22 protein-coding genes are annotated in these 22,464 nt (G+C 40.6%); 11 read left to right on the plus strand and 11 right to left on the minus strand.

The genetic code is table 11. The annotated features are described in order from the left end of the window. Window positions 1-16: 16 nt before the first annotated feature. A complete protein-coding gene (locus ACHUE3_RS14995) occupies window positions 17-709 on the minus strand; it encodes a putative bifunctional diguanylate cyclase/phosphodiesterase (RefSeq protein WP_394193173.1) in 693 nt (230 codons plus the stop codon). After that, the gene (locus tag ACHUE3_RS15000; RefSeq protein WP_394193174.1) at window positions 684-2,567 is read right to left on the minus strand and encodes a diguanylate cyclase domain-containing protein; all 1,884 of its coding nucleotides are present in this window, start codon (window positions 2,565-2,567) and stop codon (window positions 684-686) included. The genes ACHUE3_RS14995 and ACHUE3_RS15000 overlap by 26 nt, the downstream gene beginning before the upstream one ends. A 270-nt stretch (window positions 2,568-2,837) precedes the next feature. Between ACHUE3_RS15000 and ubiD the strand changes: the two genes are divergently transcribed. The 5 genes from ubiD to ACHUE3_RS15025 all read left to right on the plus strand — a co-directional run bounded on the left by ubiD (window position 2,838) and on the right by ACHUE3_RS15025 (window position 6,798). Beyond that, entirely contained in the window at window positions 2,838-4,304 is a 1,467-nt protein-coding gene (ubiD, locus tag ACHUE3_RS15005; protein WP_394193175.1) for a 4-hydroxy-3-polyprenylbenzoate decarboxylase, read from the plus strand. A gap of 73 nt (window positions 4,305-4,377) precedes the next feature. After that, window positions 4,378-5,091 (plus strand): NAD(P)H-flavin reductase, encoded by a 714-nt coding sequence (gene fre, locus ACHUE3_RS15010; RefSeq protein WP_394193176.1) that lies wholly within the window; start codon window positions 4,378-4,380, stop codon window positions 5,089-5,091. Between the two features lie 103 nt (window positions 5,092-5,194). Next, window positions 5,195-5,515 carry a hypothetical protein gene (locus ACHUE3_RS15015; protein WP_394193177.1) on the plus strand — a complete coding sequence of 107 codons (321 nt, stop codon included), beginning with the start codon at window positions 5,195-5,197 and terminating at the stop codon, window positions 5,513-5,515. Window positions 5,516-5,541: 26 nt separating this feature from the next. Further along, window positions 5,542-6,264: a helix-turn-helix transcriptional regulator gene (locus ACHUE3_RS15020; protein ID WP_394193178.1), complete on the plus strand. Its 723-nt coding sequence runs from the start codon at window positions 5,542-5,544 to the stop codon at window positions 6,262-6,264. A 123-nt stretch (window positions 6,265-6,387) separates the two neighbouring features. After that, the gene (locus ACHUE3_RS15025) at window positions 6,388-6,798 is read left to right on the plus strand and encodes a CBS domain-containing protein (protein ID WP_394193179.1); all 411 of its coding nucleotides are present in this window, start codon (window positions 6,388-6,390) and stop codon (window positions 6,796-6,798) included. A 35-nt stretch (window positions 6,799-6,833) separates the two neighbouring features. Here the strand turns inward: ACHUE3_RS15025 and add are convergent, their stop codons facing one another. The 8 genes from add to cyaY form a co-directional block, all read right to left on the minus strand. Then, window positions 6,834-7,835 (minus strand): adenosine deaminase, encoded by a 1,002-nt coding sequence (add, locus tag ACHUE3_RS15030; protein WP_394193180.1) that lies wholly within the window; start codon window positions 7,833-7,835, stop codon window positions 6,834-6,836. 89 nt (window positions 7,836-7,924) lie between these two features. After that, window positions 7,925-10,603, minus strand: a complete 2,679-nt coding sequence (locus ACHUE3_RS15035; RefSeq protein WP_394193181.1) for an ATP-binding protein — start codon at window positions 10,601-10,603, stop codon at window positions 7,925-7,927. Between the two features lie 28 nt (window positions 10,604-10,631). Further along, the gene (locus tag ACHUE3_RS15040; RefSeq protein ID WP_394193182.1) at window positions 10,632-11,735 is read right to left on the minus strand and encodes a heme biosynthesis HemY N-terminal domain-containing protein; all 1,104 of its coding nucleotides are present in this window, start codon (window positions 11,733-11,735) and stop codon (window positions 10,632-10,634) included. Further along, window positions 11,732-13,564: a uroporphyrinogen-III C-methyltransferase gene (locus tag ACHUE3_RS15045; protein ID WP_394193183.1), complete on the minus strand. Its 1,833-nt coding sequence runs from the start codon at window positions 13,562-13,564 to the stop codon at window positions 11,732-11,734. Before ACHUE3_RS15045 ends, ACHUE3_RS15040 begins: the two co-directional genes overlap by 4 nt. After that, window positions 13,565-14,515: a hydroxymethylbilane synthase gene (gene hemC, locus ACHUE3_RS15050; RefSeq protein WP_394193184.1), complete on the minus strand. Its 951-nt coding sequence runs from the start codon at window positions 14,513-14,515 to the stop codon at window positions 13,565-13,567. A gap of 40 nt (window positions 14,516-14,555) precedes the next feature. Next, complete coding sequence (locus ACHUE3_RS15055) at window positions 14,556-15,398, minus strand: DUF2914 domain-containing protein (protein ID WP_394193185.1); 843 nt, start codon at window positions 15,396-15,398, stop codon at window positions 14,556-14,558. Window positions 15,399-15,420: 22 nt separating this feature from the next. Then, window positions 15,421-16,077, minus strand: a complete 657-nt coding sequence (locus ACHUE3_RS15060; RefSeq protein ID WP_394193186.1) for an alpha/beta hydrolase — start codon at window positions 16,075-16,077, stop codon at window positions 15,421-15,423. Then, a complete protein-coding gene (gene cyaY, locus ACHUE3_RS15065; protein WP_394193187.1) occupies window positions 16,074-16,397 on the minus strand; it encodes an iron donor protein CyaY in 324 nt (107 codons plus the stop codon). Before cyaY ends, ACHUE3_RS15060 begins: the two co-directional genes overlap by 4 nt. 134 nt (window positions 16,398-16,531) lie before the next feature. Between cyaY and lptM the strand changes: the two genes are divergently transcribed. From lptM to ACHUE3_RS15095, 6 genes are all read left to right on the plus strand, one after another. Continuing rightward, window positions 16,532-16,726, plus strand: a complete 195-nt coding sequence (gene lptM / locus ACHUE3_RS15070; protein WP_394193188.1) for an LPS translocon maturation chaperone LptM — start codon at window positions 16,532-16,534, stop codon at window positions 16,724-16,726. Next, a complete protein-coding gene (gene lysA, locus ACHUE3_RS15075; protein ID WP_394193189.1) occupies window positions 16,727-17,980 on the plus strand; it encodes a diaminopimelate decarboxylase in 1,254 nt (417 codons plus the stop codon). A gap of 63 nt (window positions 17,981-18,043) precedes the next feature. Beyond that, window positions 18,044-18,874 carry a diaminopimelate epimerase gene (dapF, locus tag ACHUE3_RS15080; RefSeq protein WP_394193190.1) on the plus strand — a complete coding sequence of 277 codons (831 nt, stop codon included), beginning with the start codon at window positions 18,044-18,046 and terminating at the stop codon, window positions 18,872-18,874. After that, window positions 18,871-19,494, plus strand: coding sequence for a DUF484 family protein (locus ACHUE3_RS15085; RefSeq protein WP_394193191.1), 624 nt, complete (start codon window positions 18,871-18,873; stop codon window positions 19,492-19,494). The genes dapF and ACHUE3_RS15085 overlap by 4 nt, the downstream gene beginning before the upstream one ends. After that, window positions 19,491-20,456 (plus strand): tyrosine recombinase XerC, encoded by a 966-nt coding sequence (locus ACHUE3_RS15090; protein WP_394193192.1) that lies wholly within the window; start codon window positions 19,491-19,493, stop codon window positions 20,454-20,456. The genes ACHUE3_RS15085 and ACHUE3_RS15090 overlap by 4 nt, the downstream gene beginning before the upstream one ends. Before the next feature lie 11 nt (window positions 20,457-20,467). Continuing rightward, entirely contained in the window at window positions 20,468-21,172 is a 705-nt protein-coding gene (locus ACHUE3_RS15095; RefSeq protein ID WP_394193193.1) for an HAD-IA family hydrolase, read from the plus strand. 5 nt (window positions 21,173-21,177) lie between these two features. Here the strand turns inward: ACHUE3_RS15095 and ACHUE3_RS15100 are convergent, their stop codons facing one another. Further along, window positions 21,178-22,215 (minus strand): hypothetical protein, encoded by a 1,038-nt coding sequence (locus ACHUE3_RS15100; protein WP_394193194.1) that lies wholly within the window; start codon window positions 22,213-22,215, stop codon window positions 21,178-21,180. Between the last annotated feature and the right edge of the window lie 249 nt (window positions 22,216-22,464).

Raw genomic sequence — 22,464 nt, forward strand, 5'->3', positions numbered from 1 at the left:
TGCCCAAGCCAAGTGACTATTGTTCAATAAATGCTTTCAAGTAATTATCAAACTCGTCCATCGGGAGCGGTTTACTGTATAAAAAGCCTTGAATATAATCACAATTCAACGCTGATAAATAAACCCGCTGCTCCTCAGTCTCAACACCTTCAGCAACCACTTCTAAATGTAAGTTACTTGCCATAGAGATTATAGCGCTCACCATCGCACAATCTTCATTATCGTCAGGTAAATCTTTAATAAACTCACGATCTATTTTTAATTTACTTAATGGAAAACGCTTCAAATAACTCAATGATGAATAACCAGTACCAAAGTCATCAATGGCTAAACCAACGCCTAAAGCACGAATAGCTTGTAATTGCTGCAGAATATTGGGGCTATTCTCAGCAAGTAAAGTTTCAGTGATCTCTAAGGTTAAGCATTCTGCTGATAATTGATATTCCTCTAATACATCACTAACTAACTTAGCGATATCCTGGCGAACAAACTGTACACTGGAAAAGTTAACAGTGACAAAGAACTGACCGTTAAACTCACTGCACCACTTAGCGGCTTCGCGACATGCTTCTCTTAATACCCACTCACCTATGGCAATAATCAGCCCTAAATCTTCACAAATTGGAATAAACTCAGCGGGAGATACGTGGCCAAGCTCAGGGCTTTGCCAACGCAATAAAGCTTCACACCCAATGGGTTTTTCTATCATTACTTATTATTGGCTGATAATAGACAGTAAACTCATTATTGCTCAATGCTTTGTGCAAGGCATTCTCAAGTTTACTGCGAGCCGTAGCTTGCTCATGTATCCTTCGGGTAAAGAACTCAAAGCAGTTACGACCTTTCTCCTTAGCCTTGTACATTGCGCTGTCTGCATTGCGTAATAATATTTTTCGTTCTACGCCATCATCAGGATAAATAGTGATCCCCATACTGCCGGAAACAAAAACCTCATGCTCACCGATTTTAAATGCAGAGCTCAGTGCTTGCAGGGACTTTTTCGCCAACCTTTCAATATCACCAAGGTTATTTCTACCTGAGAGTAATAAAGCGAACTCATCTCCTCCCAAACGTGCCACCATATCAGTACTACGCATACATGCTTTTAACCTGTTAGCGGCTTCTAGCAGCAACACATCACCACTATTATGCCCTAAAGTCTCGTTGACACTTTTGAAGCGATCTAAATCGATAAAACAAATTGCTAAACGTGTATTTTCTGCACTTGCACGGATCATTTCTTGATCAAGTTTATTATTGTAGTAATAGCGATTGGCGAGCCCTGTTAAGTTATCAAAGTTAGTTTGTAACCACATTTCTTGTTCGCTTTCTTTACGTAAAGAAATATCGTTAAACAAGGCTACATACATCTCAATTTGTTTTTCTTCATCAAACACAACCGAAATATTTAGCCAACATGGGTAGATACTGCCATCTTTGCGACGATTCCATACCTCGCCTTCCCAGTGACCATTTTCCTTTAAGTTATTATAAAGCGCTTTAAAAAACGAAGGTTTATGACGGCCTGAACTTAATATTGCTGGTGTCTCCCCTAACACATCACTTTCTTGATAACCTGTTATTTGTGTAAATGCACTATTAATTGCTTGAATCTTATTTACGCTATCAGAAACTAATATACCTTCATTGGTGGTAGCAAATACAGTACTGGCAAGACGTTGCTGCTGACGTATTTTCAACTTTTGAGTAATATCTCTAATTAAGTGAATCTCACCAATTTTATGATCAGCCTCACCCATCACGGCTGTTACATTCGCCTCCCCCCAAAAAATGCCATCCGCACCGCTAAATTGACATTCGTTGTCAAGCTGACCAATAGCAGATACCTTATCGACATAGCTATAAATATTATTCCCTTTAAGTGAATCTCCATTGGTTAGCTTTTGTATTGCCATCCTATTGGCATCCAATATGGTGTGATCGGTATCGGTGAAAATTAGTAGATCATCAATACCATTAAAAATCGCTTTTAATGTAGCACTGTCTTTTTGTGCTGACTTTTTTGCGGTCCGTAAGCGTGTTGCTAATACAGTCAGAATGGCAAGTAAGCCTATAAGCAAAAAGATTGATATGGCAGATAGAATAAATTGATCTAAACGTTTTTTTTCGATTTCTTGGGTTTGGCTTGCAACCAACTCCTCAAGGTTTTCCTGATAATGCCAGAGTTCTTTTTCGAGGGTCCGCTGAGAGGAAATATCATGAATTACAGAAAATAAAAGGCGTCTATTATCAAGTTCAAATGGGGCTGAATAAACACTCACGGTGCGGGTTTCACCACTGGCTAATTGGTGTTTAAAAACAAAATAATTTTGCCCTTTGTTTAATGCCGCTTGTCGCTCTTGAGCAACCTGCTGCTCGGTAAAAATATTTATTTGTTGAATTTTCATAGCTTGTAGTTGTGAAATACTATAACCATAAAACTCTGCGGCTGATTTATTAGCAAATAAAATGTCACCCGTTTGAGGTTCAACAACCAACATAACAGCACTGTGCTCTGCGAAGATTTGATCATCAATCACGTGCGTTAGTAAACTTTTTGCCTGCACGTTGCTCAATGGCAGCATAAAAGCACATACTATCCAAAACCTAAGTATTACTTTTATAATAAACCCACCCATTAATTGAAAACTCACAAAACGCAACTGTATCAACTATAGCTCATACACCTAAAAATGAAATGAAACCGGTAACTTAAATGTTTGGTAAAAATAGCTAACACTATTTAAATTAAGCTGTTAGAGAGAATTGTATAATTCGCTTAAGCTACTTTATTGGGTATAATGCAAAGAACATTTTTAACCTTAAAGCGGCCAATTATGAAATACAAAGATCTCCGAGATTTTATAGATTTACTGGAAAAGCAAGGTGAATTAAAACGCATTCACCAAGAAATTGACCCCTACTTAGAAATGACCGAAATTGCAGATCGTACACTACGTGCAAAAGGGCCCGCTTTATTGTTTGAGAATCCAAAAGGGCACAATATTCCTGTGCTGGCTAATTTATTTGGCACCCCAAAGCGCGTTGCTATGGGAATGGGTCAAAATGATGTAAGCGAGCTTCGTGAAGTAGGTAAACTCTTAGCGTTTCTTAAAGAGCCTGAGCCACCAAAGGGAATAAAAGAAGCGCTTGGTCAAATCCCTGTGTTTAAGCAAGTATTGAACATGCCTGCTAAAGAAGTAAAAAAAGCCGTATGTCAGCAAGTTGTTATTGAAGGCGACGATGTTGATTTGACTAAACTGCCCATTCAACATTGTTGGCCTGGTGATGCCGCTCCATTAATTACATGGGGATTAACAGTTACCCGCGGACCTTATAAAAAACGTCAAAATTTAGGAATATACCGCCAACAGCTACTAGGTAAAAACAAAATTATTATGCGTTGGCTATCGCACCGTGGTGGCGCACTTGATTTTCAAGAATGGTGTAAAGAAAACCCAGGCCAACCTTACCCTGTATCCGTTGCTTTAGGGGCTGATCCGGCTACAATCTTAGGCGCTGTTACACCCGTGCCAGATACACTCAGTGAATACGCTTTTGCTGGATTATTACGTGGCAGTAAAACCGAAGTTGTAAAATCTATTTCAAATGACTTGCAAGTCCCTGCTAGCGCCGAAATCGTGCTTGAAGGCTATATCATGCCAGGTGAAACAGCGCCTGAGGGACCATATGGTGACCACACTGGTTATTATAACGAAGTAGATGATTTTCCGGTAATGACTGTTACGCATATGACACATCGCAAAGATCCTATTTACCACAGTACATTCACTGGCCGCCCGCCTGATGAACCTGCGATTTTAGGTGTTGCACTAAACGAAGTCTTTGTGCCTATCTTACAAAAGCAATTTCCTGAAATTGTAGACTTTTACTTGCCACCTGAGGGTTGCTCGTATCGCATGGCTGTTGTGACTATGAAAAAACAATACCCAGGTCATGCTAAGCGAGTTATGATGGGCGTATGGTCTTTCTTACGTCAATTTATGTATACCAAATTTGTCATTGTTTGCGATGATGATGTTAACGCCCGCGATTGGAATGATGTTATTTGGGCTATTACAACACGCATGGACCCTGCTCGCGATACAACACTTATTGAAAACACCCCTATTGATTATCTTGATTTTGCTTCGCCTGTTTCTGGCTTGGGTTCAAAAATGGGCATGGACGCAACAAACAAGTGGCCTGGCGAAACCGATAGAGAATGGGGCGAGCCGATTGTGATGAATCAAGAAACAAAAGACCGCGTTGATGAACTTTGGGATAGCCTAGATATTCTCTAACTCTGTAAACTCACTGTGCGGATATGCTACTATTGCTCAAATAAAGTGCATCTCCGCTAATTTAAGGTAAAACATGCAAACATTACACGCTGAAGTTGTTACTATCAGCCCATTAACTGAATTTGTTAACAAAGTAGTTTTAAAGCCAGTTGAAAGCGTTACTTTTGAAGCTGGCCAATACTTGCAAGTCGTTTTAGGTGAAAAAGATAAACGTGCATTTTCAATTGCTAGCCGCCCTTCACAAAGTGACGAGTTAGAGCTACACATAGGTGCGTCAGCCGCTGACTCATATGCAATGCAAACACTTGAACACCTACGTGATGCACATAAAAGCAATAAAACAGTCACCATTGAAACTGGACTAGGTGTTTCACAATTACGCCTACAATGTGAACGCCCAATAATATTACTTGCCGGTGGTACGGGATTTTCTTACGTTAAATCAATGGCTGATCATTTAAGTGAAATCGGCTGTGATCGCCCTGTGTTATTTTACTGGGGTGTGCGTGAAGAATCTGCTTTATACGCCCATACAGAAATGCAAGCATGGGCTGATAGCCGTGAAAACTTTAAGTTTATTCCTGTTGTTGAAAACCCTAGCGATAGCTGGAACGGCCACACGGGATTTGTTCATAAAGCAGTTATGGACGATATTGTCTCACTTGAACCATATGATATTTATATGGCTGGTCGCTTTGACATGATTGGTATCGTGCGTGACGACTTTATCACTCACGGTGCGCTTCGTGAAAACATGTACGCTGATGCATTCGCATTTATTAAGTAAATGACACCCACAAACCAGCTTAATTGTATAATTAAGCTGGTTACTGACACTCCCTGACAATCCAACATGATTTACTAGACTCTCTTAAACAAGGAGAACAGTAATGACTACCAATGTAACCGAAATTGTTAACTTTAAACTTATTAATAATGCTGATCTAGCTCAGTTCCACATAGCTAATAATGCACTGCAAGATTATTTAGACAACCAGCCTGGTGTGCTTTATCGCTCGCTTGCCAAACAAGCCAATACTCTGCAGTATGTAGATCTAATCTACTTTGCAACGCCTGCGGATGCTAAAAGAGTCAGTGATGCATTTTCTAACAACCAAGTATGCCAGCAATTTGCCGCACTAATAGAAAAACAAAGTGTGCAGTTAGCTCAATACGAAGTGCTTAGTCAAACGGCTTGCCAACAAAGCTAACTGCTCATTTCAAGGAGTGATAACCAGTGCATAAATCGCAGCGGCTATTTCAGCTAGTTAATATACTTAAAAGTCGTCGTTTTGCGATAACAGCAGCTGAACTTGCGAGTCGCTTGGATGTTTCATCTCGTACTATTTATCGTGATATTCAACACTTGCAAAGCTCTGGCGTCCCAATTGAGGGAGAAGCTGGTACTGGTTATCTTATTGCTCATTATGATCTGCCGCCGATGATGTTCAACCTTGAGGAATTACAGGCCTTATTACTGGGCACTAAAATGGTCAGCGCTTGGACTGATCCACAACTGGCAGCACATGCTCAATCAGCTCTAACCAAAATTAATGCAGTACTGCCGCAACAGTTAAAACAACAAGTCGAAGAACTCCCTTACTTAGTATCGGCTTTTAGTCATGATAAAAATCACCAAGCCACAACCTTGATATTACGCCAAGCGATTAACCATAAAACCTGTGTTTGTCTTAGCTATCAAGACGCAAACCAACAACTAAGCCAGCGAACTGTAGAGCCACTGGGGTTAGTCTATTGGGGCAGTAAATGGACACTCATCGCCCATTGCCAGTTACGCAACGATTATCGAGAGTTTCGCCTTGATAGAGTGCAGCGAATCGAAGCATCCAGAACGTTATTTTGCACATCTGAGGAAAAAAGCTTAGCCCACTATATGGAGTTGGTTAAAGCGAAATATTTAAATCATGACAATGAAGAGTCAAAGACCTGCGGTAAATAGCCGATACAATTTAGTATTATGTTTAGATTGTTTTTGCCTATCAAGTTAATCAGTATAAACAATTTCACAAAATCCCATTCATTAACCATACTTTATGTAACTTAATAATTGGGAGAGACCCAAATGCTAAATACAAAAGTAAGAGACTTTATGCAACATAAGTTGCCACATATCACCCCAACTACTGAAATGACCGCCGCCATATCCGAGCTGCAAAAGTTTAAGTTACTAGGTGCGCCAGTATTTGACGATAATAAATGTTTAGTAGGCTTTATTTCTGAGCAAGAACTATTAAAACCACTCATGCAAAACAGCTACTTTTGTGATGGTGTTGTTAAAGTATCGCAGTTAATGCGCACGGATGTTGTTACAGTAAGTGGTGACATGAATATCATTGAACTGGCAGAGCAGATGCAGCCAGGCAAACCGAAAAACTACCCTGTTGTCGATGGCACTACGGTTATTGGTATGATTGGTCGAAGTGATATATTAAAAGCACTCTATGATAATTATGTTAGCTGCCAAGAACATTAGGCACGCAATAAAGCGCGCCTACTAGCCGCTGTTAATTAACGTGCAGCGGCGACTTGCTGTAGCTGCTGCCTATCTGCATCACTCAAATAAGCGATTTGTAACGCGTTTGCTTGGGCTTTTTCCATATCAGCTTGCGTTAAACCAGCTGCCGGTGCCGCAACACTGTATTCGTGCTCGATTTCAATACCCTCAACAGCAGGATCATCGGTATTGATACTTGCCAAAATACCATGATCTAAAAAGCGTTTTAATGGGTGTATGTCTAAGCTTGGAACGGTACTTGTTTGGATGTTACTTGTTAAGCATGACTCTATACCAATACGGTTATCACGCAGGTAATCCATTAACTTAGGGTCTTCAATTGCTTTAACACCGTGGCCTATTCTATTTGCACCCAACTGATTAATCGCTTGCCAAATACTCTCTGCACCAAGCGCTTCACCAGCATGAATTGTTGCAGCTAAATACGCATTTGATACTTGTTTAAAGTGCTCTACAAATAATTCACCAGGAAAACCAATTTCATCACCAGCCAAATCAACAGCGACTAAATCATTTTTAAACGCCAATAAAGCTTCAAGCTCTTGCTGACAAATTTTTGTGCCATAAGTACGCGACATAATCCCAATTAGATTGGCTTTTACAGTACTGGTTTGGGTAGCACTTTTAATGCCATCTACGACAGCTTCAACGACTCCTTGAGGGTGCAAGCCTTGACTCTGCGCCATGTAATATGGACTAAAGCGCAGCTCTACATAATCAAGACCTTGAGCCTGAGCATCTTCAATGTTTTCAATAGCGATACGACGGCACGCATCGTAATCACCTAGTACTGTGACTCCCCAATCAAGCTTTTGTAAAAAAGCCATGAGGTTTGGCTCAGGATCGATCACTTGAACATGTGGGGTCAACGCATCAATATTGTCAGCAGGTAATTCAATATTAAACTGACGACCTAGTTCTAAAATTGTTTGCGCACGTACATTGCCATCAAGATGGCGATGAATATCTAGCAACGGAAGATTTTTATTTATCATAATTAGTGCTCAGTCTATTGAATTTGCGCGGATCATACGCATTTACATCGGTAATTCAAGTTTAGCTGACTCTGTTTCTAATAGAGAGGTCATTTGTCATCCCTGGGTATATAGTGCCATATCGTTTTAAACAGCTTTTCTGCTTCTATTGGTTTCGTTAAATACCCATCCATTCCTGCACTCAATGCTTTATTAACATCTTCATCATGCGCATTTGCTGATAAACCAATAATAGGTAACTCAGTCATCCCTAACTCATTGCGAATAACCTGCGTAGCCTCAAGCCCATCCATATTTGGCATTTGGATATCCATTAGTACTAAGTCGTATTTACTCAGTGTCACTTTTTCAATAGCTTCATAACCATCATTTGCAATGTCAATTTCGCACCCTTTCGTTTTCAGGATTGCGGATGCAACATGTTGGTTTAATGGGTTATCCTCAACCAATAACACTCTCGTATCAGCAAACGATAGGCTACCAATATCAAGGTTGTTAAACATTGGCTGAAAATGCTCAGCCTTTGGCAAAGGAGAATTGTTCGGCAACGAGAAAGTAAAGGTCGCGCCTTGACCTTCCTCGCTATGCAACGAAATCTCTCCACCCATCAGCTCAACTAACTTTTTACAGATGCTTAATCCAAGGCCTGTGCCACCAAACTTTCGCGATGTAGAGCTATCTGCTTGTGCAAATGGTTGGAATAACTGTTGCTGAGCACTCGGGCTAATTCCAATCCCAGTATCCTTGACACTAAAGAAGGTATTTTGTGCTTGTTGCCATACTTTAATGGTTATCGTGCCAGAAGCAGTAAACTTAATCGCATTATTTAATAAATTTAGTAATACTTGCTTCAAGCGAATAGGATCGGTGTTTAGCGTTAATTCGGCCTCTTTTTCTAATTCCAAATTAACAGCTAAGGACTTAACTCCCGCATCAAATTGAACTAAGTTAAATATTTCATCGGTTAGTTGGTTGATGTAAATTGGCTCCTGCATTAAATCAAGCTTGCCCGCTTCCATTTTTGAGAAATCTAACACATCATTCAATACTCGTAATAGTACATTCAATGCCCCATCCGCTTGCTCAATATAATGCCTCGCTTGCTGCCAGTTATCTTGCTGTAATGCCAAGTAATGTAATCCCTTAATGCCATTAATTGGCGTTCGGACTTCATGACTCATATTCGCTAAAAATTGGCTTTTTATCTGGCTTGCTTCATCTGCTTTTTGTTTTTCTTCTCGCAATATACGGGTTTGTCTAGCGACTTGTTCTCTAACATGAATATTGGTGCCCGTTACCGAGATTAAAAAGGTAATTAACAACCACACAAATAACATTCCAAGTATTTGAGCCAACCAATAAGGTAACCAGGAGGATTGATTCTTAGGTGCTACCAATTCAACCTGCCATAGGCGCGTACCTATTAACAATTGATACTCTTCTAGCATATTTAATCTATTTGCTGAGTCTTCAAAAATAATGTTCTTGTTGTTATCAGTCACATCATAAAAGTTCGCACTCACTTGTTCATAATGGTCAAATTGCAATCGATTAACAAATTCAGTTAAGCTAACCACACCTACAACATGCCCTTTGTAATCACTTAACGTATCGAGGTCACCAAAAACAGGCATAAAAAATAAAACTACATTTCCAAAACGAGAATGCTGAACTGGCTTGGTTATTACAAGCTCATTTAATGCTTTTGACATTAATAGCGCGTCTTTTCTAATCTCATCTGAGCCCATATCAAACCCAACTAGTTCTTCATTACCATATAATGGTTGAACATAACGTACGGGATAATAAATCGGTCGTGTAACCGCTTTTTGCCAAAACATTTGGGGGGACTTTTCTTTTATAAAAGCCGCAGACTGGCTGGCTGACAGTGTTTTTTCAAATTGTTCGACCTGATCAATTTTAACTAACTGAACCCATTTTAACGCGATAATTTCCTTATTATAATCTAGCAACTTAGAGGTAAAGCGCTTGAACTCGACTGGGCCGACTTGGTTACTACTTGCAAAGAACGTTGATAGCAAAGTTAAGTGCCCGGTAATCTCATTTATTTTGTGGTTAATTTCTGATTGCACTTCAGCAATTTTGGCTTCTTCCTTTTGAATATCTTTGTCTTTTTTTAAACTTGCAGCGGCATAAAAACTAACACTTATCACAACATATATAATAATTGCAGGCACAATAACTTGTAATCGATGGCGTGCTCTTTCATAGTTAAAAGCAGCAAGTAACAGAGGTGTAAATATTAATACCCCAATACTGTCACCAATCCACCAAGTTACAAAATTATTGAGTGCGGCATGTGCAGGAATAACCTGGTTAATCATCAATAAACTCGTGCCAATTGCAGCTGCAATTACACAACTAACAGGCCCAGCAACAATTAAGCTTTGAACACTGCGTTGTAATGATGATAAATCTAAAGGGGCTTTGATTACTTTTACAATAAAATAACGCCCAACTAAGGCTTGTAATAGTGCAGCAAAAGAGACGCAGATAGCCTGTAAAAAAACGTGCCATTGGAGAATATCGGAAACGCCATCAAGATGAATTAAATTGGTCAATATCGCCCCAATAAATACACCCAAAGCTGCTCTATAACCAAAAAGCAACAAGCCAGCTAATGCAATGCCTGAAGGAGGCCAAGACGCAACAGCATAACCATCAATAGAAAGTAAAAAATTACTAAGGTAACCTGTACTAAAGTAAGCAGCCGCCAGACTGAAGGTTAAAATAAATGTATTCTTCAATATCTGGCGCTCCTTTGCCGTTAATACGTTACAAGTATAGATCTAGTGCTTTTTGAGGCTGCGCACTTTTACTATAGCTAAGTTGAGCTTGTATTAAATAATCTTTTTGATTATCTGTCGTTAACGCTTTATCAAACACCCGTGCAGCTAAATCATACTCACCATGTGCATTTGCTAAACATGCTAATGCCAACAGCAACTGCTGATTATCGGGTTCTTTTTTCAATGCATCTTGCAAATTAGCTTGTAACTTTAAGGCATCTCCCGGTGCTGATACTTTGAGTATTTGTGCTAATTGATGCTGGTCATCTGACTTTTTCAGCATTTTTAATAATATTAGCTCAATTTCACTTAATCGACCTGCCCTTGCCATAGCTGACAAATAAGCAAAGTGCGCCTTCGCTTTTAAGCTTTTACTAAGAGATTGATACTTGCCACTAATATCTGATTGAGCATTAAAATAAGTACTAAACAATACCTGCCATTGAGTCTCTGTGAGTGCTTTTTTACTTAATAAACGAGGCATAAATTGTTCAAGCACAGACCACTTTTGTTGCTGAACCAACACTTCAGCATACAGTTTAAGCTCTAAAGCACTGGCTTTCTTTGACTCTGCCAACTCTTTTAACTCACCGGTAACAGTACTACTGTCGCCACTGGCAAGCCATAATTTAGCTGCTTTAAGCTGATTGCCTGGACTAATTTTGTCTAAATAGATAATGGCTTTATTTGCATTATTATCTTGTAATGCTGCTTTAGCCAGCATGGCGTAACGCACATCTTGCCAAGACTCAGCCACGCTATTATTATCTAGCGCGAGCTCAAGCTGCTCATAATCACCATTAACTAAACACCACACACCTTGTTCAATAGCCGCTTGTTTACGTTCTTCGCTTCGCGCAAAAAAACGATGGCGTGTACGACTGTATAACGACCAGACATAACGAATCAGCTTATACGCTAAATATAACCCCAATGCGATAACAATAAAGGTGGCAAAAAACGCAACAATAGAGCCTTCAATTGTTGTTTGGTTAAATGAGATTAACACGTAACCCACTTCACCAATTAGCATAGGTGATACAGCAAGCAATATAGCAATGGCTAAAATAACCAATATTAAGCGGATCATTTTGCCCACTCCTTGACCTGCTCGGTGCTGGTTAATGCAATATCATGTTTAAATTGCAAACTTTCTTTACTAAGCTCATCCAGTGCCTTAACGGTACTTTTTGTTAGGGGGTGCTCGAGCTTGAAGTATGCTTTAACTAAGCTATTTGCTTGGCTAAGTGCGGTAAAATAAACGCTTGCTTGCTTCGTTAAAACTGCATCTTGTGCTTGTGTTAAATACAAGTTTAAACGCTGCTGAATTAAATGACGCTCTTGTTCGGTTAACAAAGGCTCAATAGCCATCCCTTCACGTTGACGCACTTTAATAAAATTATCTTTAAATTGATGCCATGAATTGGCTAAATTCTGCTGCCAATCGCTCACGTTTTCACTCAACGCGTGTTGCTCTTCTTGTACGACTTCTTCAGGCAAAGAAACTGCATTGAATTCCAAATTTTCAACTTGTTCTACAAGACCATGTAATTTCAAGTAAATAGCTTCGACAGGCACACTTTGTACACTGCTAAGCGCCTGTAAATCTTGATGGATAGCTTGGCGAATAGCACCGGTGCCAGGATGTTCTGCAAGCAAAGAGTCTAAGCGAGACAATACTGCACTTGCCCCTTGGTAATCTTTCTCAGCCCATAGCTTAAATTCAGCCATTCGCTGCAAACTAGTGACTTCTTGAGGGTTCAGGCTATATGCCTGTTGCTCTGCGCGCTGCAAAGCACTCTCTAACTGTTGTTGAGTTTGTGCTGCATTTTTTTCAAGCGCCGCTGTCACTTTGTTTTCACTGTTAAACAATGCCTGTTGCAATGTTTGCTGCGCACTTTTTACAGCTGCTAATTCAGCGCTTAAGGTTTCGTTATTTGACTTTAACTGCTCAATAATTACATTTTCTTGCTGCCCAGTATTTAGTTTTTGATAAAACTGATACCCCACACCTGAGGCAACAATTAAGGAGATTAGTAACGCTAAACTCCCCGTTTTACTAATACTTTTCTTATTGTTTTGATTCATGGCAGGTTCTTGTTTTTCAGCAGCAGTCGAGGCTGATTTTTGTGCCGCTTTGGCAGCTGGCTTCACCTCAACAGAGGCCGATGGCTTTGCATTTTCACTCATAGTATTACCTTGGCTGATGCAGGTAAACATCGCGCTATCGCTTGCGCCTGCAGCAATGTGTATGTTTGCCGAACTTAAATGTTGCTTTAAATATTCACCAATTCGCTTACTGGCAACATAAAACTGGCAGCGTTCTAACCATTGTAGTTGTGTTGACGAGAGTTGATGAAAAATAGCATCAACAGCCGCATTACTTGTAATAACTATACCTTCAACATCAATACTTTGCCAGTGGTCTAGCCAGTCACTCTGGACACCTTTAACGGGTTGGCGTTGATAGACCACTAAGCTATTTAAAAAAGCATCTCGCTTTTTGAGTGCATTCGCAATAGCTGGCCGACCATTTTTACCTTTCACTAATACGATATTCTGCTGTGCAACCTGTTGCAATGAATTAAGCGCTAATAAGCCCTCAGAGTCGTGAATTTTAGGCACCGCAGCGCGCACACCAAACGCTTGCCAAATGGCCTCGGCTGTTTGCTCCCCCACTGCGTAAAACTGTGCTTTGGTATTAATATCAGGTTTAAGCGCTAGCAATGCATTAACTGCATCTTGAGAAATAAAAATAATCTTATCCGCATTTAACAACGGCGTTAATTGCGCACTATTTGGCTCAAGATAGTCAATTGATAAAACAGGAAATAAGGTTGCCTGATAACCCGCTTGCTCAAGTTGCTTGGCAAGCTCAACACCTTTTCCTTGTGGCCGAGTTATCAGGATATTTGGCATTTATGCGTCTCTATATACTTCAGCTAAAATTTTATCAGCACCCATACTAAGCAACTGCTCAGCTAATTGAGTCCCTAGCATCTGTGCATCCACAGCTTGGCCACTAATATCAGCGCGTAAAATCTCACTACCATCTACGGCGCCCACTAGCCCTCTAAGATGAACTTCATCACCATCAACAAGTGCATATGCACCAATCGGCACTTGGCATCCCCCTTCCAATCGGCGGTTCATAGCACGCTCTGCATTTACACGAATGCGTGTTTCATTATGCTCAAGCGGTGCAAGTAAAGCTTTTGTGACATCATCGTCATCACGGCATTCAATACCTACAGCACCCTGACCATTTGCTGGCAGTGATACTTCTGGCTCTATAAATGCTTTAATGCGGTCATGCATTTCAAGACGAATTAAGCCTGCTGCGGCTAAAATAATGGCATCATATTGGCCGTCATCTAACTTTGCCAATCGAGTATTAACATTACCGCGTAAGTCTTTAATATATAAATCAGGGCGAAGTGCACGAATTTGACATTGACGACGTAAACTCGATGTACCAACAACAGCGCCTTGCGGAAGCTCATCAATATTGCCATACGAGTTAGAGACAAACGCATCGCGAGGGTCTTCACGCTCACAAATTGTATGCAGCACTAAGCCTTCTGGAAAATCAACGGGTACATCTTTCATTGAATGCACAGCAATGTCTGCACGGCCATCTAGCATTGCTTGTTCTAGTTCTTTAACAAACAAACCTTTACCACCAATCTTAGCCAGCGGTGTATCTAAAATAATGTCGCCTTGAGTCGACATAGGCACAAGCTCAACGGTTAAGTCACTATGAAAATGCTCAAGTTGTGCTTTCACAAACTCAGCCTGCCATAGTGCTAATGCACTTTTACGTGTGGCGATACGAATAACATGTTTTTTTTCAGTTACTTCATTTGTCATGAATAAATCCAATTTTTTTTTTGCTAATCAAACCTAAAGACTAATCAGCTAAAATACGAAACTCTTTTTGCGCTAATAAATGATCTTGCTCGTCAACCACGTCAACGCGCCAATACCCTATTTGCTCTGGTAAAATGTGTTTATTTGAATAGGTACGATAACGTGGTGTGGTCACCTTCAATTCAATACTCGCCATAACTTGGTCATCATAACGCCAAATATGCCTGATGCTTTGGCCTTGCAAGTTTTTAAGCTCACTAAAGAAAGTCAGTGTATCGGTAAATTCAGCTAATCGTACGTCAGCTTTAAAAACATTTACTGGCTCACGCTCTACTACCTTGCGAGTAAGTACAGCTCGACTCACTTTATCTGTATCTATCTTAGCTCCAATTGCAACGCTAGCAATATGCGCTGTTTCTGCAAAGCTTTCTTGGTTATTGCTTGGTAATGGAGTTTCAACACCAGGCTCAGCAATTTCTTGCGGTTCACGCTGTAGCTCAGACAAGACCTGCGGCTCCTCTTTTACTTCGTTTGCCACTTGCATTTGCGGCGAATCAGTATCTAAGTTACTTACAGTGATGGGCTCACTCACTTCTATCGCATTGTCATTAGATGAAAGTGTTGTTGATGATTGCTCTATGATTACAGGCTCAGCTTCTTCAACTTTAATTTGTGAGCTCGTTTGGGGCATGTTGTCTGTAGATAAGTCATTTTGTTCAGCATTTACTGACCCCATAAGGCTATAAACAAGCACCACCAACAGAACGCTGACAAACAGCGCGGCAGTCGCAATACGCCGCCAATGCCATTGATAAGTGACGGACGGTAGCGTATCTGTTGCCGCTTTATTCATACTTGCAGTAATCACGATTTTTTGACTCATAATAGCCTCATGCTTTCAATCATTAACTCAAGCGAGCAATTAACCATTGGCGGATTGCCATTAGCTCTTCTCCGCAGACTTGGTGAGCCATTGGGTAATCTTGCCAGCTTACATCCATGTTCAGCGCAGATAATACGTCAAACGCATTACGACCCGCGCTGTGCGGTACTACATCATCATGACGACCATGCGCCATAAATACATTTAAATTAGTATGATTCGCTTCGTCTGATAGTTTCTCTGGCACACACATATAAGTTGAAAGGGCCATAACCCCTGCTAATTTCTGCGTTAAACGAGGCGCTAAGTGTAGTGAAATTACGCCGCCTTGTGAAAAACCAGCTAGAATAATTTTATCAGCCGGCACACCACTTTCAAGCTCTTGCTTTATAAGCTGCTCAACTTTTTCTGCTGACTCACGTACACCCGCTTCATCAGCACGTTTATCTAAATCCATCGATTTAATATCGTACCAAGAGCGCATAGCCATGCCACCATTAATCGTTACAGGTTGCACCGGAGCATGCGGAAAAACAAACCTAACTCCTAGCTCATCAGGTAATGATAACTGTGAGGCAACTGGTAAAAAACCTTCCCCTGAATCACCTAAACCATGCAACCAAATAATGGTTGCTTTGTGGGCTGCTTTTGCCGGGTATTCTACAAATTCTAAACTCATAGCGCTGATTGCCACTTAACTTCTTGCCCAGCTTGACGCGTGCTGGCATCGTTCATGAACTGCCAAAACTCAGCGCCTGAGCGATTATCAATCCACTTATCACCCTGTAATTCAAAATGATGACCATTAAATTTTGTTGCCACCCACACCTGATGTAATGGTGCTTGCTTATTAATCACTATTTTAGAGCGATCAGCAAAAATAATTTCTAAGATCCCTTGCGCAGATTCATAATCTAGATCTGCTTCACAATCATCAACTTGCTCTTCAATTGTGAACATAAGTGCTTCGGCTAATTGGTGATATTCATGGTCTGTCATTATAATTTCCTTTACGGCATTGGGTACAGTTTGCATGCAGGTAGTGTAACAGGAATAAAATCATCCGCGAATAGCTGCATTTTTTAGATATTCTGTTAATCTGCGATTATAAAGCCAGCAACGCGATTAATCTAATGAAAGAGATGCATCTTAAACAATTAAAACCACTTTTTGCTATGGGTGTATTACTCATCACTTTAGCGGGTTGTGGACAAAGTGGCGCTTTGTACTTACCTGATGATGAAGTAGAGAAAAATATTCAAGAAAAACCAGTAACTTCACAGAGCAAAGCAGCTGCATCACCCACTCAATCGAAACAGGATCAATAGATGGACTTTTTTGACTATAAAAATGATCACCTTCATGCTGAAGACATCGCTGTCAGCACATTAGCTGAACGATACGGTACTCCATGTTATGTGTATTCACGTAAAACCTTTGAACGACACTACATGGCCTTTGCACACGCAGCTAAAAGCCATAAAAGCTTAGTTTGCTATGCAGTTAAAGCAAATTCGAATATTGCTGTATTAAACATTTTGGCACGTTTAGGGTCAGGGTTTGACATTGTTTCTAAAGGTGAATTAGCTCGCGTTATTAAAGCCGGCGGCGATGCTAGCAAGGTCGTTTTTTCAGGTGTTGCAAAAACTGCAGATGAAATAGCGTATGCACTTAAGCTTGGCATAAAATGCTTCAACGTTGAGTCTGTATCTGAGCTTGACCGTATTTCACAAGTTGCGACTGAGCTTGACTTAATTGCACCTATTTCAATTCGTGTAAACCCAGATATAGACGCTAAAACGCATCCTTATATTTCAACAGGTTTAAAAGAAAATAAATTTGGTATAGATATCCTTACTGCTGTAAGTGTGTATCAATACGCAGCCTCATTACCGGGCCTAAAAATAATCGGTGTTGATAGCCATATTGGTTCACAGCTCACTGAGATAAAGCCATTTTTAGAAGCTTTAAATAAAGTATTAGCACTGATTGATGAATTAAAAGCAAACGGTATTGCACTGAGCCATATTGATATAGGCGGGGGTCTAGGCGTGCCATACAATGGAGAGACACCTCCACATCCAAGTGAATATGTAGCGCATATCACTGAACGCTTAGCAAATTACCAAGATTTAGAGCTTATATTTGAACCTGGCCGCGCTATTGCTGCAAACGCCGGTATTTTGGTTACTAAAATTGAGTTTATCAAACAAAACCAAGACAAATACTTTGCCATCGTTGATGCCGGTATGAACGACATGTTGCGCCCTTCACTCTACCAAGCTTGGCAAAATATAATCCCTGTAACCCCTCGCGCAGATGACACGCCAACCCGTAACTTTGATATTGTCGGTCCCGTATGTGAAACAGGTGATTTTTTAGGTAAAGATCGTATGCTTGCGCTACAACAAGGAGATTTACTTGCCCAACGCAGCGCTGGCGCCTACGGCTTCACGATGAGTTCAAACTATAATTCAAGGCCACGCGTAGCTGAGATAATGGTGGATGGTGAACATAGTCATTTAATCCGCGAGCGTGAAACAATTGAAAGCCTATGGCAAGGCGAGAAAATTTTACCATAAACTTTTTGTAACCCGGCTGCTCTGTGGCATGATTAGCGCAGAGCAAATCCGAATTAGAGCGCTATGTTAGTTAATTTTTCTAAAATGCACGGCCTAGGCAACGATTTTGTTGTAATTGATAACATTACACAAAACGTTTTCTTATCACGAGATCAAATCAAAAAATTGGCAGATCGCCATTTTGGCATTGGCTTTGACCAACTGTTAATGGTCGAAGCGCCCTATTCTCCTGATCTCGATTTTCATTATCGTATTTTTAATGCTGACGGCAACGAAGTTGAACAATGCGGTAACGGAGCTCGCTGTTTTGCACGCTTTGTGCGCATGAAAGGCTTGACCAATAAACATAAGGTTACCGTGTCTACCAAGTCAGGTAATCTTACTCTTTATATTGAAAAAGACGGGCAAGTCACGGTTAATATGGGCCACCCCAATTTTGAGCCAAATAAAATCCCACTCAAAGCCAGCAAACGAGAGCTCACCTATATTATTCGCGCCGAAGAACACACCGTATTTAGTGGTGCCGTTTCTATGGGTAACCCGCACTGTGTACTAGAGGTGGATGACATAGAAACCGCTGATGTAAATACCTTAGGGCCATTACTTGAGAACCATGAACGTTTTCCGCAACGTGTAAATGTGGGCTTTATGCAGGTGATTTCTCAAGAGCATATTAAGCTAAGAGTGTGGGAACGCGGTGTCAATGAAACTCTCGCGTGCGGTACAGGTGCTTGTGCAGCCATGGTTATTGGCCAAGTACAAAGCAAGCTAGCCACGACGGTACAGGTTGATTTACCCGGTGGTAGCTTGCAGGTACGCTGGCAAGGCGAAGGACACCCAGTAAGAATGACAGGCCCTGCAGAACACGTATTCGATGGACAAGTTGCCCTATGAGTAAAATAACAAAACAGCAAGTTAGCGACTTTCTAGCTGAAAATCCGGATTTCTTGCTGCAAAACCCAGACGTTTTAGAGCAGTTAGAGCTACAACAAAAAGCTCAGGGAGCGACTTCGCTGGTGCATATTCAGCAACGCCAGTTGCGTGAACACAATACCAAGCTAAAAGCACAAATTGAGCAACTGATTGAACAAGCAACTGAAAACGAATCTATTTACCGCCTATTTAGCCAATGCCACCGTCAGCTTTGGACTAATTACGATTTTAAAACACTCGCGACAAACCTACGCAACATTATTTGCACCAACCCTGCAATCAGTGAGTGTCATTTAGTACGTTATGAAGCTAAATATGATGGATTAATCGAACATCGATTAAAAGACTCTGGCACTTACCTTGGTCGAGTTAGCCAGCAGGAGCGAGACTTATTATTTACTGAGCAAACTCAATCAACTGCTTTGTACCTAATTGGTAACAACCAACATCCCGTTGCAATACTTGCCTTTGGTAGCCTTGATGCGAATCATTTTGAACCCGCCAAAGACAGCTTTTTTGTGCTTGAATTTGTACGCTCTTTACAGCTTAGATTATTGGAACTCCAACTGGAATTGGCATGAGCGAGGAGCAGCCTCCGGGTTTAGAGCAATTAACAACGCAATTAAACGAGCAATGGCTCACGCCTATAGAGCTGTTTAGTGATTACTTACGGTTTGAAAAACAATACTCTGCGCACACAATTACCCAATATACTACCCAGCTACAATTTGCCGCTCATTACTTTAGTAAACTATGCAATAACTGGCAGGATGTTCAAGGCGAGCACATACGCCGCTACAGCATGGCACTGCGCAGCAAACAGCTCAGTGGCCGCACAATAAGTTTAAAACTTAGCTGTATTCGCAGCCTGTATAAATTTCTAAAATCAAAAAAAATCACCGAGCAAGACCACTATCACAACCCTGCTGAAGCAATTAAAGGCCCTAAATTTGCCAAGCCTCTGCCAAAAAATCTCGATGTTGATCAAATGGCCCGATTATTAGAAATTGATGACGATGACCCCCTCGCTATCCGCGATAAAGCGATGATGGAATTAATGTATTCATCAGGGTTGCGTATCAGCGAGTTAGTTGGCGCTAACATGCAAGATATTAACCGCAGCGAAGGTGAAATATTGGTTCGTGGTAAAGGCAATAAAGAACGCTTATTACCTGTGGGTGGCAAAGCCCTTGATGCATTAAATTGTTGGTTAAAGTTACGACCACAATTTACAGGCCCTGACGAGCCTGCTGTATTCGTCAGCAGTAAAAAATGCCGAATATCAGTGCGCCAAGTACGATTACGAATGCAACAATGGGGTATTAAGCAAGGTATTAGTAGCCAAGTTCATCCGCATAAGTTGCGCCACTCCTTCGCTTCCCATATTCTTGAATCATCTGGTGATTTACGCGCAGTTCAGGAGCTATTAGGCCACAGCAGTTTATCTGCAACGCAAGTGTATACCCATCTAGATTTTCAACATTTGGCTAAGGTGTACGACAACACGCACCCGCGTGCTAAAAAACGTCACGACCCAGACTAACGAGGAATTTTATGATCCGCTTTAACCGTGCCATTACGCCAATAAAAGTACTCAGCTTTGATTTAGACGACACACTTTACAATAATCACCCTATTATAAAAGCGGCTGTGCAGGCACAAATTGATTATTTAAACGCGTTACCTGACTGGCAAGCGCAAGGGCGTCATTATTGGCAACACTGTAGAGAGCTCGCCGTTAAACGAAGCCCTGCTTTAGTGGATAATGTGACCCAATGGCGAAAAGACACCTTACAACTTGGCTTGGCCAAATTAGGCTATCAAGGCGCGCAACTTGAGCAACATGTTAGCGGCGCTTATCAAGCGTTTGCTGATGCACGCAGTAATATTGTGGTCAGTGATGAAGTATTGTCACTCCTGGCTCAACTAGCTAAAAAATATCAACTTATTGCTATCACGAATGGCAATGTCGAGGTTGAACGATTTAATCTAAATGGCGTATTTGACCTTGTTCTACAAGCCGGGCTACATGGAAAGGCTAAACCGCACCCAACTATGTTTGAGCAGGCCTGCGAACAGCTAAACGTTGAACCAAAACACGTACTGCATATCGGTGATAGCTTAGATACAGATGTTCACGGCGCCCACAACGCGGGCTGTCAATCACTATGGCTAAGCGATCAGCCTACTCAATATGCGTACCGTGGTCTACCTGATGTCGAGATTGCATCAATTAATGCGCTTAAATATTTTTTATAAGAATGTTATCCGCTAAATGGTTTTAAATGCTTATCGAGTGAGATTAAGAGTGATGGTGACGTACTTATTAGCATTTGATCATCGTTATAAACTAACTTCGCGTCTTTTATATTCCCTGACAACTGATTCAAATGTTTCTTAATGTCACTTTTGTAGTTCTCATAATCCTTCGGCTGGAATACTAACTTACTTTGTAGTTGCGTGAATGTGCCTATATCCATAAAGGCACTAAAATCATTTTGGTATGTCACAAAGTGTGCATTTTCAACGAGCTCATAATAAGGTCGATATTTAACAAGAAATTTTTTATAAAATGGACCAACCATACCTGGCACACTGTCGTCTGAAAAGTAAGTTAAATGTGAAATCGTTTGTTCAGAAATAGTATTCGTGAAAACATATAACTCATTACCCGCAGAGCTTACCACTTTACCTAATAACGAGTTTATACACGCTTCTAAAATAACGAGTTGTTGATTGATTTTAGCTAAGGTTTGGGCATGTAATTGTGTTTTACGTTGTGATTCTTCAATTTTTAACTTGGCTCGTAAAAATTGCTTTCTAAAATCGATGAGCTCTACCAGCAACTGATTAAAGTTGATGATACTCCAATCTCTGGTTGCCACTAAACTAAAGTCATTAATTCTATTATTTAACTCATCAAGCTGCTGATCAAATGTTATCCATACATTTTTTGCTTTTTGAAAATCTTTAAGTTCCTGTTTGATTTGTTTAACAAGAGTTAAAACTTGTTGACTTTCAGACAGCAAAAACGACTTATTGGCGTGAGTAATAGCTTCATTTAAATTACCTTCATCGAGTGATTTTTTAGCCCGAATGTAGTATTCATGTGCCTGCAATACACTGGAATGTTCTTCTTTCCAATCCTCAGGGTTAATATCTGCAAGTTTTGCTAAAACCTGGCTTAACGTGACAATATCTCCGTGCAACTTGGCTTCACTATAGGTCGCTTGTAATGTCTGAGTTTCACTGGGCGAGCAACCTGCTAACAATATCATTAGTAACAAACTTATTTTTTTCATATTACTCTCCTTGCAGCTAGAGCCGGACTCCCTTTCACGTGAGACATACTCTCGAAAATATCCCAATGTAGTTTATATAACTTGCCATTCGCTCATAATTTATGCAAGCGTTACTATAATAATGAATACGCACTATACGTACTTATCAATAACTTTTTACAAGCTATTAAAGTGAAACGTGACACTTTATTTTATTTCATTTTATTGATTTACACCCAGCTTCGTTCTTGATTATTCAAGGTGAACTGT

The sequence above is a fragment of the Pseudoalteromonas atlantica genome (assembly GCF_043641955.1).
GTDB lineage: Bacteria > Pseudomonadota > Gammaproteobacteria > Enterobacterales > Alteromonadaceae > Pseudoalteromonas > Pseudoalteromonas atlantica_A.

What these genes read in the sequence shown, in the direction of transcription:
- lysA (WP_394193189.1), top strand. Translation starts at nt 16,727, where the DNA reads ATGGACTTTTTTGACTATAAAAATGATCACCTTCATGCTGAAGACATC.
- dapF (WP_394193190.1), top strand. Translation starts at nt 18,044, where the DNA reads ATGTTAGTTAATTTTTCTAAAATGCACGGCCTAGGCAACGATTTTGTT.
- ACHUE3_RS15015 (WP_394193177.1), top strand. Translation starts at nt 5,195, where the DNA reads ATGACTACCAATGTAACCGAAATTGTTAACTTTAAACTTATTAATAAT.
- ACHUE3_RS15095 (WP_394193193.1), top strand. Translation starts at nt 20,468, where the DNA reads ATGATCCGCTTTAACCGTGCCATTACGCCAATAAAAGTACTCAGCTTT.
- cyaY (WP_394193187.1), bottom strand. Translation starts at nt 16,397, where the DNA reads ATGACAGACCATGAATATCACCAATTAGCCGAAGCACTTATGTTCACA.
- ACHUE3_RS15045 (WP_394193183.1), bottom strand. Translation starts at nt 13,564, where the DNA reads ATGCCAAATATCCTGATAACTCGGCCACAAGGAAAAGGTGTTGAGCTT.
- ACHUE3_RS15040 (WP_394193182.1), bottom strand. Translation starts at nt 11,735, where the DNA reads ATGATCCGCTTAATATTGGTTATTTTAGCCATTGCTATATTGCTTGCT.
- add (WP_394193180.1), bottom strand. Translation starts at nt 7,835, where the DNA reads ATGATAAATAAAAATCTTCCGTTGCTAGATATTCATCGCCATCTTGAT.
- ACHUE3_RS15025 (WP_394193179.1), top strand. Translation starts at nt 6,388, where the DNA reads ATGCTAAATACAAAAGTAAGAGACTTTATGCAACATAAGTTGCCACAT.
- ACHUE3_RS15100 (WP_394193194.1), bottom strand. Translation starts at nt 22,215, where the DNA reads ATGAAAAAAATAAGTTTGTTACTAATGATATTGTTAGCAGGTTGCTCG.
- ACHUE3_RS14995 (WP_394193173.1), bottom strand. Translation starts at nt 709, where the DNA reads ATGATAGAAAAACCCATTGGGTGTGAAGCTTTATTGCGTTGGCAAAGC.
- ACHUE3_RS15090 (WP_394193192.1), top strand. Translation starts at nt 19,491, where the DNA reads ATGAGCGAGGAGCAGCCTCCGGGTTTAGAGCAATTAACAACGCAATTA.
- ACHUE3_RS15060 (WP_394193186.1), bottom strand. Translation starts at nt 16,077, where the DNA reads ATGAGTTTAGAATTTGTAGAATACCCGGCAAAAGCAGCCCACAAAGCA.
- fre (WP_394193176.1), top strand. Translation starts at nt 4,378, where the DNA reads ATGCAAACATTACACGCTGAAGTTGTTACTATCAGCCCATTAACTGAA.
- ACHUE3_RS15085 (WP_394193191.1), top strand. Translation starts at nt 18,871, where the DNA reads ATGAGTAAAATAACAAAACAGCAAGTTAGCGACTTTCTAGCTGAAAAT.
- ubiD (WP_394193175.1), top strand. Translation starts at nt 2,838, where the DNA reads ATGAAATACAAAGATCTCCGAGATTTTATAGATTTACTGGAAAAGCAA.
- hemC (WP_394193184.1), bottom strand. Translation starts at nt 14,515, where the DNA reads ATGACAAATGAAGTAACTGAAAAAAAACATGTTATTCGTATCGCCACA.
- ACHUE3_RS15055 (WP_394193185.1), bottom strand. Translation starts at nt 15,398, where the DNA reads ATGAGTCAAAAAATCGTGATTACTGCAAGTATGAATAAAGCGGCAACA.
- lptM (WP_394193188.1), top strand. Translation starts at nt 16,532, where the DNA reads ATGAAAGAGATGCATCTTAAACAATTAAAACCACTTTTTGCTATGGGT.